The organism is Fontibacter flavus, from assembly GCF_042432905.1.
Classification (GTDB): domain Bacteria; phylum Bacteroidota; class Bacteroidia; order Cytophagales; family Cyclobacteriaceae; genus Fontibacter; species Fontibacter flavus.
In genome coordinates, this window is sequence record NZ_JBHLWI010000008.1 from 100,943 (window position 1) to 113,533 (window position 12,591).

A 12,591-nucleotide genomic window follows, 5' to 3' on the forward strand; every position below is an offset into this window, starting at 1 on the left:
TTCCTATCTTAATGAACCCCTAAATACCTTTCACTCCTTAATGTTTCAAAATACGATACCACACTTCCGACAACAGACATCAGACTTCCCAATTTCCCTTTTCAAAAATTTCTCCCTTAATTCGCTTTATGGATTTACAATGGATTTGGGATGGCATCAAAGACGGAGTTGCGCAGATGAGCTGGTTGGAGGCCGTTGCCGTGTTTTTTGGTATTGCCTCTGTTTTTTATTCCATCAAGAAAAACATCCTGGTTTTTCCTACCGGCATGATTTCCACTTTGATTTATGTCTATATCTGCCTCCAATATAAACTGTATGCAGACATGGGCATCAATGCCTATTACTTTGCCATGTCCATTTATGGTTGGTATTTATGGAGCCGACCTTCGGATGGAAAGGAGGAGTTGCCGGTAACTTGGTTGGACAAAAAAGGAATCTTCAATTCCCTAGCCCTATTTGTAGGTTCATATGCGGCACTCTATTTTGTCCTGGCCAATTTTACCGATTCTGATGTGCCTTATTGGGACTCCTTCACCACAGCCTCGGCATTTGTAGGCATGTGGCTGATGGCCAAAAAGAAAGTGGAAAACTGGATTGCCTGGATCATCACAGACATTGTTTCGGTACCCCTTTATTTTTATAAAGGATTGATGCTGACATCTTTTCAATTCCTTTTTTTCACCGTTTTGGCAGTGATAGGATTAATGGAGTGGATCAAATCAGCCAAAAAAAGCCAAAAAGTATATGCTTAAAAAGGTGGTTGTCATCGGTCCTGAGTCTACAGGAAAAAGTACCCTATCATCCGGATTGGCAAAACACTTTTCATGCCCTTGGGTGCCTGAGTATGCACGAGAGTATATCGAAAGCCTTGATAGCCATTATACTTTTGAGGACTTGTTGCATATCGCCAAAGGACAGCTGTACTTAGAGGATGAAAAAGCAAAAGAAGCGGCTGGGCTTTTGATCTGCGACACGGATCTGCATGTCATCAAGGTTTGGTCTGAATATAAATATGGGATGGTGCATGAATGGATCTTGGAGCAGATTAAGATACGTAAATATGATCTTTATCTTTTGACAGATATTGATATCCCTTGGGAAGAAGACCCACAGCGGGAGCATCCGCAACCTGAAATGAGGGAATATTTTTTCAATCAATATGTTTCCCTGATCAGGGAAACAAGGGTTCCTTTTGAGCGTATTTCGGGTTCGGAAGAAGATAGATTACAGCAGGCTATTGGGGTTATCAACAGGTTGTCAGAGACTTAAAACTATCATCTCTTACAATTTTTATTTCATAAAATATGTTAAATCCGAACACTTTTTCACTTTCTTTTGAGGATGTTGAAAAATTCTCGGATTTATTGATGTACCTTTAGAGAAAGAATGTCAAACGATCACCCAGCTTGTTTCACATTCCCATTTTAAATTTATCATCAAATTACCATTAATGCGTCCGCCTAGATTCAATGCCGCATCCTCCTTTCACACAGATTTGAAGGGAAGAATCAAAAATTACTTCACAGAAAAAAATCTTAAACAAACTGGAAATTTCTCCCTTTATTTCAAAGCTATCGTGATGGTTTTGGCATTTATCGGTGTATATATCCACTTGGTTTTCTTCACCCCATTCTGGCCATTTGCCATATTGGAATCCATTATCCTTGGCGGCCTTACCGCTGGAATCGGTTTCAATGTCATGCACGATGGTGCTCATGGCAGTTTCAGCCGTAAGGGTTGGGTCAATGAACTGGCCGGTATTTCCATCAATTTTCTGGGAGCAAATGTGTATATGTGGAAAACCAAACACAATGTTGCACACCACTCCTTTACCAATGTGGATGAACATGATGATGACCTAAATGCCGGAGCATTCCTGAGATTGGGTCCTAATCAAAAAAGGTACAAAATCCACAGGTTTCAGCACCGTTATTTCATCTTCATTTACTCTATTCTGTATTTCTACTGGGTGTTCTTCACCGATTACAAGAAATATGTGACCAACAAAGTTGGGGAAACACCGATCAAAAAGATGAATGTGGCAGAACATATTTCCTTTTGGGGATTTAAACTGGTCCATTTGTTCCTTTTTGTGTTCTTACCGATTTATATAGTAGGTTTTATGCCTTGGTTGATAGGCTTCCTTGCATTTGGCCTGGCTACAGGTGTCATCATGAGTGTGGTGTTCCAATTGGCCCACGTCCTAGAAGAGACTTCCTTCCCACTACCTGATAAAGTCACCAACAAACTAGAAGATGATTGGGCAGTACACCAATTAAAAACCACTGCGAATTTTGCAACCAAAAACAAAATCTTGTCCTGGTTTATCGGAGGTCTGAATTTCCAGATCGAACACCATTTGTTCCCGAACATTTCCCATATTCATTACCCTGCGATTTCTCAAATCATCAAAGAAACATGCAAGGAATATGGTATTCCATACATCGAACATCCTAAAATGAGGGTTGCCCTGGCTTCCCATGTTAACCACTTGAGGCAATTGGGAAGAGGTGAATAACCCATCTTGAGAAAATATTTCAAAAATTCCATTTGAAAAGTGGAGAGCAACACGGCCAAGCTGTGTTGCTTTTTTTATGCATATTGAATTTTTAAAGGATTTGGATTCCACACCCTGAATTTACCAGTCCCGCGTTCGGAAACGTGGTTTCATTCCGAAATCTCCCTTTCGACTTCCCCCTTTCGAAATCCCCCTTCCCATCGGTCCTTCAGACCTCTCGTTCATCTTGCATTTGCTATCTATCCTAGGGTTCTACCCTAGGCTGTAACAGAACGGCCCTTCAGGCCTTTTCTATATCCAACTTTCCTTAATGAAACCCTTAATCCCTTAAATCCTTAAAGGTTCCCAATTCTCCGAAATTCCGACACCCTACTTCCAACATCCAACTTCCGTCATCCCACCTAAAATCTATCCTGCAATCCTTGCTTTTTCCAATCTGCCAATCTACCTTCGTGCCAAGATCATTAGGGGTGCCTTAATATTTCGGGCTGAGATCATACCCACAATACCTGATCCGGGTAGTGCCGGCGAAGGGAAATGAGTAAAGCGAATACCTACATATTGGACTCTGAGTCGCCAAAATCTGATTTTGGTACATGCATGCAATTCAATCAATACGGTGGTTTCGGCAAAGGGTAAACAAATAAACAGAAAATCACCCCTTGGTTTTCTGATGTTTAACCAAAATTCCGCAAAGCGGTGAATTATTCAGTAATCATGAAAAAAACAGTATTCTTATTGGCTCTATGGCTTGTAAGCCTGGCAGCCTTTGCCCAGTCCAATCTGAGAGGTACGGTGAAAAGCAGTACCGGAGAAGAATTAGTGGGTGCCAATGTGATTTTGGTGGGAACAGGAAGGGGCTCAACCTCTGACCTGGAAGGAAATTTTCAGATCAGAAACATCCCCGCAGGAACTTACACCTTGAGAGTAACCTATCTGGGTTTTGAGAGCTATACGAAGGAAATACAAGTGCCAACAGACGAATTCCTAGACATTGCTCTTACTCCAAGTACCTTATTGACCGAGGAATTTATCGTCTATGCCACCAGGGCTACGGACAAAACCCCTACCACATTTTCCAAGGTGGATAAGTCCGATATTGCCAAACTCAATTTGGGTCAGGACTTGCCTATCCTCCTGAATTTTACCCCATCTGTGGTGTCTTTTTCAGATGCAGGAGCGGGAGTGGGCTACACGGGATTGAGGATCAGGGGTTCCGATCAGACCAGGATCAATGTGACCGTAAATGGTATACCTTTGAATGATGCCGAGTCACACGGTGTTTTCTGGGTTAATATGCCGGATTTTGCTTCTTCAGTGGATAACCTTCAAATCCAGCGCGGTGTGGGCACATCTACCAATGGCGCGGCTACTTTCGGTGCCAGCTTGAATATTCAGACAGATACCCGACAAGATGAGGCCTTTGCTGAAATTGACAATTCTTTCGGTTCCTTCAATACCCGCAGGCACATGGTCAAAGTGGGAACAGGTTTGCTGAATAACCGCTGGGCATTTGACGCGAGGGTTTCCCAAATCACCTCAGACGGATATATCGACAGGGCTTCTTCTGACCTAAGATCCTATTTCCTTTCCGGTGGTTTTTATGGCGAAAAGCATGTAGTCAAAATGAATGTCTTCGCAGGAAAAGAAGTCACTTATCAGGCTTGGGAGGGGGTTCCGGAAAACCTATTGGCTACCAACAGGACCTTCAACCCCTATACCTATGACAATCAGGTAGACAATTACAATCAGGATCATTTTCAATTGATTTATACCGGAACTTTAAACCAAAACTGGAAAGCCAATGCTGCGCTTCATTACACCTATGGCAGGGGTTATTTTGAGCAGTTTAGACCAAATGACAGGTTGAATAGTTACGGACTTCAGCCATTGGAAATCGGCGGTATTACAATTTCCAGAATGGACATCATCCGAAGAAGATGGTTGGACAATGATTTCTATGGAGCAGTTTTCTCTTTGAATTACATCTCTGACGACGGGAAATGGGATGCTGCCTTTGGTGGTGGTGCTAACAGGTATGACGGGGACCATTTCGGAGAAATCATCTGGATGCAATATGCGGGAGATGTGAATATCAGAGACAGGTATTATGACAACAATGCCGTCAAAGACGATTATAACCTGTATGCAAAAACCACTTATGCGGCATCAGAAAAGCTTTACCTTTTTGGTGATTTACAGTACAGAAAAATCGATTACAGCTTCGTGGGGTTCAACAATGACCAAAGAGATATTTCCGGCGCGGTAAATTACAATTTCTTCAATCCTAAGTTTGGCTTTACTTACCAGGCTTCAGAAGGTAAATCTTGGTACGCCTCTTATGCGGTAGCCAATAGGGAACCTGTGAGAAGGGACTTTACCGATTCACCGATTGTAGACCGAGCACCTAAGCACGAGAACCTACAGAATATCGAAGCCGGTTTTAAAGGAAGAGGCAGCAATTTCAGCTATACTGCCAACCTTTACTACATGAAATACAAAGATCAGTTGGTGTTGACCGGTCAGCTGAATGATGTGGGTGCTTATGTAAGAGATAATGTAGAAGATTCATACCGATTGGGAATTGAATTGGACGGAGTTTACCAGTTCACTCCTAAATTTTCCCTAGGAGGTAACTTGGCACTGAGCAGGAATAAGATCGCGGAGTTTATCGAATATATTGATGATTATGCGGCTGCGGATTTCAGACAGGAAACCATCATCCATACAGATACCGACATTGCCTTTTCCCCTAGCGTAGTGGGCGCAGCAATCGTAGAGTACAAACCTGTTAAAGATTTTGAAATTTCTTTGCTCAACAAATATGTGGGAAGCCAGTTTCTGGACAATACCCAGAATGAAAGCAGGAAGTTGGATGCTTTCTGGACTACCGACCTTAGACTCAATTATGCTGTAAGACCAAGGTTTGTCAAAAATATGGAACTTACCTTGATGGTCAATAACATCTTCAACAGGCTATACGAACCAAATGGCTATACTTTTAGCTACTTTTTACCTGGTGAAGGTGCGAGCGGAAGAGAATTGGTAACCGAAAATTTTTATTATCCTCAAGCCGGAACCAATTTCTTGGCAGGTGTGAAGTTCTTGTTCTAAAATCTCAAAACTCCTTCGGGACCTGTCCCGAAGGAGTTTCTTTTAATATCTATTATATTGCCAAAAAAGAAATTAAAAGCGAATTAAGGGGTAATACCACTAAATATCTACCAATTTCTAATCCGCCGAGGCGGATAAAACATCCATTAATATCGACTTTGATCATATACCAAGATCATATTCCTAATGATTTAATCTCGTTTTATAAATCAATCAATTCCTTATCCCTTCAGCAAAGAAGTTTTTCACCCAAAAAGTCCTGGCTATCAAATTCACATTATCCAATATTTCATAGATGTTTTTGGGCATAAAAGGGGAGATGGTGACTTTATAATTCCCAAATCTGTCTTTTTGGACCTCCAGGTCAAATTTATGGTGGAGAACCAGCAGTTCATTCGGAAAGAACTGCACCTTGGATGCAGGAGAAATAATTTTTTCTTTGATGCCAAATCGCTTTTTTTGAGCCATATAGCTTTGTTGGCATTGCTTGTCCTGGAAGTTTCTGTCAGCAAGGGTCAACCTGGATTGTTGGAAAAATTGGGGATTAAAGGCATGTTTTAAGGTCAAAGAACCTTTGATGATGTCATAATTTACTTCCCCGTTTTTGCTGCATTCAACTTTCAGGTTGTTTTTGATACTGAGAAACTTCCATAGGTTATTGATTCTATGTAAGTCCATATATGGTTATTTTGGGTTTTTGGTCAATCTATCATAATCCCTGATGGTAATCTTCAGGGCCTCCCGCGCAGTTTCTTCCTCAAGTATTGGTGTCGACGATGTCCCGTCGGTCCTTTCCCAGGCAAGATTATCCTCCAGCAGTGGATATAATTTACGCACAAAATCGTAATGCGCAAATTTGTCCCCTCCATAAAAGACCAGTTCCCCGGAATCGCTTAAGGATTCGTTTCTCCATTTGAGGCGCAAAGGGAGATATTCGGGATTTGGTTCAACAAAAATATAGGCCTCATCTTTGACCCTGTTCAAGAGGATAGAAAGGTTTAGTGTTGGGAAGTCTGGACTTTTTATCCTTTTCCCGTATCGATAAATATTGATTTTGGCGTCTTCCCTTCCTTCAATATCGTAATAGGGTGCCCGCATATTTTTGAAAAATAACCTGTCCTGATCCGCAACCAGCATGGGGTTTTCATCTTCTCCGCTGTTATTGGCCTTTCTTTCGTTGAAGAAAGACAAGAGGAAGACAAAAAGTACCGAACCCAACCCGAAGATCTTCAGGATCTTGACCATTTCAGGGGAGAAAGTATCGTTGGATGAGGAAGGCATGCTTAACTGTTTTAGACATTAAACCCAGATCATTGATGTTAGGTTTAGAATGGGGGGTTTGCAATTACCAATTACCAAATTTCAAAATCCAATCTTCAAACTCCAGTCTTCAAACTCCAATCTTCAAAATTGAAACTCTATAATGAAACCCCTAATGGTTCAAAAGGAGAACTCATGATGTTTATTAGATCCTTAACAAAGAGACTAGACAAAGTCTTTTGAAACTCCCTGTCTTGTTTCTTATGTCTTGTGTCTTGATTCTTTTTTTCAATGCACATACGAACCTGCATTGATATCAATTGTACAACCCGTTGCATGATCTGCAAAGCCTGAACAGAGCAAGGTTACCATTGGGGCAAGATCTTTAGGTTCGGTGAGTTGGTTCAGAGCAATGTCATTCAGGGCATATTCTTCCCCATATTGGTCCATAAAATCCTGCGCCATGTCTGTACGGGTAAAACCTGGAGCTATGATAAAAGCTTTTATGCCTTCTTTGCCATAATAGCGCGCTATGGATCGGGTATAGCTGACAATGGCTGCCTTGGATGCCGCATAAGCCAAATAATCCGGCGTATCTCCTCTGAAAGCCGCTCGGGATGAAATATTGACAAGTCTACCGTTTTTATTTTCCCTGGCATGCTCGATAAATTCCTTGCAGATGATCGCCATGGCATTGATGTTGACATCCATGGTTTTCAGCCAAGCTTCCGCCCATTCCTCTGTTAGGGCATTATCGGGAACAGATATAGCAATTCCGGCATTATTGACTATAGCGTCGATTTTACCGTAGGTTCCAATCAGTTCCGGGATCCAACCTTTAACCAATTCAAGATTAGAAAGGTCACAAGGCACAAGATGTGAAGTGTTGTTCAGGGAATTCTGAAGTGACTTGGCTTCTTCCACATTATGGTTGAAATGGATGAGTACCTCAGCACCGGAAGCAGAAAGCTGTTCAGCAATACCTCTTCCGATACCTCTTGAAGCACCGGTCACTAGAATTCTTTGGTTGGTCAGGTCGATTTTCATAATGGGTTAATGGCAAATGATATTTCAGTTTCTTTGATAAAGGTAGCTTTTTTAGCGAAATCAGGATGCAGTGGAATGATTAGCAAATTATGCTCAAGGGGATAATTTACCAGGGGAATTTGGCAAGAAGGAACCTTCAGGGCAATGCTTTCCTGCTGCTTTGCCATATCCAAATTTAATCAGTTCTGCTAAATACAATATTAAATTATTGCATTTGGAATAATTTTCTGATTTCTGCTTCCTGAAGGTTACAGTTGATCCACCCTGCGTCCAGATCAGCACCATATTTTTCATAGAAATTGATGGCCGGAGTATTCCAGTCCAACACCTGCCAGGTCATCCCGGAACAGTTGTCTTCCAATGTTTTTTGTAAAGTACGGTCAAACAGCAGTTTTCCAGCCCCATTGCCACGCTCTGATTCGGTCACCACCAAGTCTTCGAGGTAGATCCTTTTGCCTTTCCAGGTACTGTACCGGTAGTAAAAGATAGAGGTTCCGATAATCTCATTGGTCGCATTTTTGACAGCTACAAAAAAAGAAAAGACAGGATTGGGTCCAAAACCATCTTTTTCCATCATTTCAACTGTATTGATCACTTCATTTGGGGCTTTTTCATAAACAGCCAGTTCCTGGATCAATTTCAAAACCTGTGGCAGGTCTTCTTTTTTTCCTTCTCTAATCGTATACATGCAGGAAAGTTATTAAAAAACATAAAAGCAAAAAATCAATTTATATATTTGAAACCATCTACTGACCTGATCGGTCAGCTAAAGATTCAGCAATTATGTTTCTAGCCATTGATGTGGGCAATTCCAATATTGTCTTTGGTTTTTATGATGAAAGACGCCAAGCTTGGACGCACGAACTTCGTGTCCATACCAGCAGGGAGTTGACTGTATTGCAATTGGAAAAGGAAGTGCATTTGTATTTTTTGGAAAATGGCATCAAATCCGATGAAATTACCCATGTCGGGATTTCTTCCGTGGTACCTGAAATCAACCACATCATCCAGCAGTTTTGTAAGGAATACCTGGAAAAAATCTGTTACCTGATAGAAGGGAAAAGTTATGCCACTTTAAAGGTGAGTACAGCAAGACCCAATGAAATCGGCTCTGACCTCATGTGCAATGTTGCTGCTGCCTATGAACGCTTCCAAACAGCCTGTATTATCGTTGATTTTGGCACAGCCCTTACCTTTACGGTAGTTGGTGAGGATGGCAAAATCCTTGGTGTGAATATTGTGCCGGGACTGAAAACTGCCATCAAGTCCCTTTTTTCAAATACTTCCAAATTACCTGAAGTGGAGTTGAAAATGCCGAAATCCGTCTTGGGCAAAAGCACTTCTCATTCCATTCAGGCGGGAATACTATATGGGTACACCGGACTGGTCAAAGGCATGTTGGATACCATCCAAAAAGAACTTGGCCATCAGTGCAGAGTGATCGCCACTGGTGGTCTCTCTTCTATTTTGACCACCTTACAGGATGAATTTGAAGTGGTGGACCGAAACCTGACATTGGAAGGCGTTAAGCTGATCACTTTGGCTAATCAGCCTTCAAACTGAAGCAGAATATTGGGATCTGGGCAGATGGCTTTGTATTTTTCAACCTCTCGGTGGGAACAAACTCCGGGAAAATCTCCCCAATTATCCATCATATCCCACATCAACTGAAAGTGCAGATGAGGAGGCCAATCGCCGTTTTCAGGAAAAGGTCCTAAATGACAAAGCAAGTCCCCAGCTTTAAACTCCTTTCCGACTGACACCCCTTCCAAATCTTGCAGCGCAAGGTGTCCGTAAAGGCTGTAAAGGGTGACTCCTTTAATTTGGTGGGAAAGTATGATAGTGGCGCCATAGTTACCAAATCCTTCATTGTTTTGGAAACTGTGGATTTTTCCATCCAATGGGGCATAAACAGGAGCAAAAGCATCTGTCCAGATATCCACTCCCAGATGGATGTCTCGGAAATCCTCTTTTTCCGTTACAAAAACCTCACTTCTGCTGTAAATGGCCCTTTGCTCGAAATATCCTCCGATACCATATTTTTTTCCGGCATCTCGGAGCTGACCGAATACAAAATCATTGAACTTTTCAGTACTCGAAAGGTCAACCTTTGGCAATTCAGCATTGGAAGGGGAAAAATCCAGGGAAAACGTATTCTGACTATCCAGTCTTTCACCCATGACAGGGAAGATTTCTTCTCCAGAAAGCAAGTTTGAGAGGCTAATTTTCATAGCTTGCAAGATAAATATTTTGTCAGTTTTAAAGGCTTCCCCTATCTTTATTTCCATGAACAATGACATGAAATTTCCTTCTTTAGAAGATATCAAAGCTGCCCATCAGCGCATACAACCCTTTATTCACAGGACACCCATCCTCAGTTCGGAAGCTATCAATCAGATTGCCGGTTGTGAAGTTTTCTTTAAGTGTGAAAATTTCCAGAAAGTAGGTGCTTTCAAAGCTAGAGGAGCAGCCAATGCGGTGGCAAAATTGACGGAAGAGCAGAAGAAGAATGGCGTGGCAACACATTCCAGTGGCAACCATGCTGCTGCCTTGGCAAGGGCGGCAACAGTCGCTGGTATCAAATCCTATATCGTGATGCCTTCCAATGCCCCTGAAATCAAAAAGAAAGCAGTAAAAGGCTACGGAGGGGAAATCATCGAATGTGAACCCAATTTACAGGCAAGAGAAACTACCCTTCAGGAAGTAGTGGACAGGACCGGTGCTACTTTTATTCCTCCCTATGATTATATGGATGTCATAGAAGGACAGGCTACCTGCGCGCTGGAAATGTGGGAAGAAGGAATTCCATTTGACACTGTCATGGCTCCTGTCGGCGGGGGAGGTCTTTTGGGTGGAACTGCCTTGACCACCAAATATATTTCCCCCAACACCAAAGTGATTGCCGGTGAACCCACAGGGGCAGATGATGCTTACCGCTCATTTCATGCCAAGCAACTCATCCCTATGGTCGGTCCAAAAACTATTGCGGATGGCCTCTTGACTTCTTTGGGCAACATCAATTTCGCAATTATCATGGACTATGTGGATGATATACTTACAGTAAGTGATGAGGAAATCATAGAGGCGATGCGGTTGATCTATGAGCGAATGAAAATTGTCATCGAACCCTCTTGTGCGGTACCTCTTGCGGCTTTATTGAAAAACAAGGAAAGATTTAAAGGCCAAAAAGTGGGGATTATCCTTTCGGGAGGAAATGTGGATTTGGGGAAACTGCCATTTTAAGAAGGGAAGAGTAACTTTTCCCAGATTTGTGGTATTTCAAGGAGTTTACCACTTGCAAAGGAACGTACTTCATCCTCTGAGGCTTCTGCATTTTTGAGCCGGATTTCCAGTAAAGTAGGTTCTGTGATGGGCTTGCCTATTTGGGAGACTATAAAAACCTCAGCTTCCTCTGCAAATCCTTGCAAGCAAATGGCTTTACTCAATTCATTGGCCCAAAGGTTATAAATCTTACCCACATGGGAAATGGGGTTCTTGCCTGCAGTAGCTTCCAAACTCATTGGCCGATAAGGAGTAATCAGCCCATTGGCCCGGTTGCCCCTGCCAACCTGACCATCGTCCCCATTTTCCGCACTGCAACCTGTCACTGTAAGGTAAATACTTTCCTTTTGATAATCATCGGCTGTATTGATAAAGATACAGGAGGCATCTATAAATACATGATTCGCAACAAAAGCCTTTATTTCCTCGATCTTGCTTTTATACTCGGCAAGGTTTGCAAGGTGACGGTCCACCATCGCAATTGCGAGTGTAAAAAGGAATTGCCCTTCTTTGTACACCCCCATAATTTTGGTATCTTCTCCGATGCAGGGGAACTGGGAAAGGGTTGTTGGCTCCCTGAGCAGTTGGTCAATTTCAAGTACCTTTTTTTCAAGGGCAGAAAATGGATAAAACCCCACGCCAAAAGAAGTATCATTGGAAAGTGGCACCTCCCCCAGACCGAAGCGTTGAAATAATTCCACCAAATCCTGACTACCGCTCCTGATTTTGGGAATGATCCGGATATCATTGACCACATCCACATATCGCAGGTGCTCTTTTAACCAATTTTTTGCTGTACGGATGGCAATTTCCTCAACAGGGACAAACTTATCGCCGACCTGGGAAGTGGCCCTTCCGGCTATGTAAAGCTCTATGGGATGTCTCATTTTGCCGCCAGCATAATACGGTTCCGAACTGCCACCCACCAACAAAGCCTTGTCCACATTGTGGTGAAGAATACTCCCAAAATGTTCCAGATAATAGCGGGAAAGTGCTCTGGAAACCGCTTCCGCAATCTCATCGCAAATGGTGTCGGGATGGCCTATGCCTTTTCTTTCAACAATTTCAAAGTCTCTCTTAGAGCCTCCCGGAAGCTGTTGTATAAAAATATTTGACTTGGAAAGGCTCATAGTTAAAAGTAACAAATTCTATCGTGAATGACAGCCACTAGCCGCAAAAATAAGAAAGGGATCCCTATCAAAAGATCCCTTTCCGAAAATTGTAATTGAAGGAACAGGAAACCGTCCTGACTTCCGCACTGGGACACCCAGATTAAAATCCGAATATTTCTTGTACTGATTTTTGTTCTTCGGTTAGGATTATTGTTTTCTTGATGACTTCATTGTTTGGGGTGATCAAACTTAATTCAT

General features: G+C 42.3%; 12 protein-coding genes and 1 riboswitch. Of the genes, 6 read left to right on the forward strand and 6 right to left on the reverse strand.

What is annotated here, in order from left to right:
• The first annotated feature begins 128 nt into the window (after positions 1-128).
• From pnuC to ACFFIP_RS04555, 4 genes are all read left to right on the forward strand, one after another.
• Positions 129-752 (forward strand): nicotinamide riboside transporter PnuC, encoded by a 624-nt coding sequence (gene pnuC / locus ACFFIP_RS04540; protein WP_382386382.1) that lies wholly within the window; start codon positions 129-131, stop codon positions 750-752.
• On the forward strand, positions 745-1,269 hold the full coding sequence (locus tag ACFFIP_RS04545) for an AAA family ATPase (protein ID WP_382386383.1): 525 nt from the start codon (positions 745-747) through the stop codon (positions 1,267-1,269). Before pnuC ends, ACFFIP_RS04545 begins: the two co-directional genes overlap by 8 nt.
• A gap of 181 nt (positions 1,270-1,450) precedes the next feature.
• Entirely contained in the window at positions 1,451-2,518 is a 1,068-nt protein-coding gene (locus ACFFIP_RS04550) for a fatty acid desaturase family protein (protein WP_382386384.1), read from the forward strand.
• 456 nt (positions 2,519-2,974) lie between these two features.
• A riboswitch (TPP riboswitch) is annotated at positions 2,975-3,071 on the forward strand.
• 164 nt (positions 3,072-3,235) lie between these two features.
• Positions 3,236-5,632, forward strand: a complete 2,397-nt coding sequence (locus tag ACFFIP_RS04555) for a TonB-dependent receptor (RefSeq protein WP_382386385.1) — start codon at positions 3,236-3,238, stop codon at positions 5,630-5,632.
• 213 nt (positions 5,633-5,845) lie between these two features.
• Here the strand turns inward: ACFFIP_RS04555 and ACFFIP_RS04560 are convergent, their stop codons facing one another.
• The 4 genes from ACFFIP_RS04560 to ACFFIP_RS04575 form a co-directional block, all read right to left on the reverse strand.
• Positions 5,846-6,310, reverse strand: coding sequence for a hypothetical protein (locus ACFFIP_RS04560; protein WP_382386386.1), 465 nt, complete (start codon positions 6,308-6,310; stop codon positions 5,846-5,848).
• A 6-nt stretch (positions 6,311-6,316) separates the two neighbouring features.
• Positions 6,317-6,913: a hypothetical protein gene (locus tag ACFFIP_RS04565; RefSeq protein WP_382386387.1), complete on the reverse strand. Its 597-nt coding sequence runs from the start codon at positions 6,911-6,913 to the stop codon at positions 6,317-6,319.
• Positions 6,914-7,180: 267 nt separating this feature from the next.
• Positions 7,181-7,939: an SDR family NAD(P)-dependent oxidoreductase gene (locus ACFFIP_RS04570; protein WP_382386388.1), complete on the reverse strand. Its 759-nt coding sequence runs from the start codon at positions 7,937-7,939 to the stop codon at positions 7,181-7,183.
• Between the two features lie 205 nt (positions 7,940-8,144).
• A complete protein-coding gene (locus ACFFIP_RS04575; protein ID WP_382386389.1) occupies positions 8,145-8,627 on the reverse strand; it encodes a GNAT family N-acetyltransferase in 483 nt (160 codons plus the stop codon).
• Positions 8,628-8,722: 95 nt separating this feature from the next.
• On the opposite strand from ACFFIP_RS04575, the gene ACFFIP_RS04580 reads away from it, so the two are divergent.
• Positions 8,723-9,502 carry a type III pantothenate kinase gene (locus tag ACFFIP_RS04580; protein WP_382386390.1) on the forward strand — a complete coding sequence of 260 codons (780 nt, stop codon included), beginning with the start codon at positions 8,723-8,725 and terminating at the stop codon, positions 9,500-9,502.
• Here the strand turns inward: ACFFIP_RS04580 and ACFFIP_RS04585 are convergent.
• On the reverse strand, positions 9,487-10,170 hold the full coding sequence (locus ACFFIP_RS04585) for a peptidoglycan DD-metalloendopeptidase family protein (RefSeq protein WP_382386391.1): 684 nt from the start codon (positions 10,168-10,170) through the stop codon (positions 9,487-9,489). The two genes, ACFFIP_RS04580 and ACFFIP_RS04585, sit on opposite strands and share 16 nt — an antisense overlap.
• 55 nt (positions 10,171-10,225) lie before the next feature.
• Between ACFFIP_RS04585 and ACFFIP_RS04590 the strand changes: the two genes are divergently transcribed.
• Positions 10,226-11,182 (forward strand): pyridoxal-phosphate dependent enzyme, encoded by a 957-nt coding sequence (locus ACFFIP_RS04590; RefSeq protein WP_382386395.1) that lies wholly within the window; start codon positions 10,226-10,228, stop codon positions 11,180-11,182.
• Here ACFFIP_RS04590 and ACFFIP_RS04595 read toward each other — a convergent pair.
• Positions 11,179-12,351, reverse strand: coding sequence for a methionine adenosyltransferase (locus ACFFIP_RS04595; protein ID WP_382386392.1), 1,173 nt, complete (start codon positions 12,349-12,351; stop codon positions 11,179-11,181). The two genes, ACFFIP_RS04590 and ACFFIP_RS04595, sit on opposite strands and share 4 nt — an antisense overlap.
• Positions 12,352-12,591 lie beyond the last annotated feature (240 nt).

Excerpts from the sequence above, each read along its gene's own strand:
- ACFFIP_RS04585 (WP_382386391.1), bottom strand. The coding sequence starts at position 10,170 with ATGAAAATTAGCCTCTCAAACTTGCTTTCTGGAGAAGAAATCTTCCCT.
- ACFFIP_RS04575 (WP_382386389.1), bottom strand. The coding sequence starts at position 8,627 with ATGTATACGATTAGAGAAGGAAAAAAAGAAGACCTGCCACAGGTTTTG.
- ACFFIP_RS04595 (WP_382386392.1), bottom strand. The coding sequence starts at position 12,351 with ATGAGCCTTTCCAAGTCAAATATTTTTATACAACAGCTTCCGGGAGGC.
- ACFFIP_RS04560 (WP_382386386.1), bottom strand. The coding sequence starts at position 6,310 with ATGGACTTACATAGAATCAATAACCTATGGAAGTTTCTCAGTATCAAA.
- ACFFIP_RS04555 (WP_382386385.1), top strand. The coding sequence starts at position 3,236 with ATGAAAAAAACAGTATTCTTATTGGCTCTATGGCTTGTAAGCCTGGCA.
- ACFFIP_RS04550 (WP_382386384.1), top strand. The coding sequence starts at position 1,451 with ATGCGTCCGCCTAGATTCAATGCCGCATCCTCCTTTCACACAGATTTG.
- pnuC (WP_382386382.1), top strand. The coding sequence starts at position 129 with ATGGATTTACAATGGATTTGGGATGGCATCAAAGACGGAGTTGCGCAG.
- ACFFIP_RS04570 (WP_382386388.1), bottom strand. The coding sequence starts at position 7,939 with ATGAAAATCGACCTGACCAACCAAAGAATTCTAGTGACCGGTGCTTCA.
- ACFFIP_RS04545 (WP_382386383.1), top strand. The coding sequence starts at position 745 with ATGCTTAAAAAGGTGGTTGTCATCGGTCCTGAGTCTACAGGAAAAAGT.
- ACFFIP_RS04590 (WP_382386395.1), top strand. The coding sequence starts at position 10,226 with ATGAACAATGACATGAAATTTCCTTCTTTAGAAGATATCAAAGCTGCC.
- ACFFIP_RS04565 (WP_382386387.1), bottom strand. The coding sequence starts at position 6,913 with ATGCCTTCCTCATCCAACGATACTTTCTCCCCTGAAATGGTCAAGATC.
- ACFFIP_RS04580 (WP_382386390.1), top strand. The coding sequence starts at position 8,723 with ATGTTTCTAGCCATTGATGTGGGCAATTCCAATATTGTCTTTGGTTTT.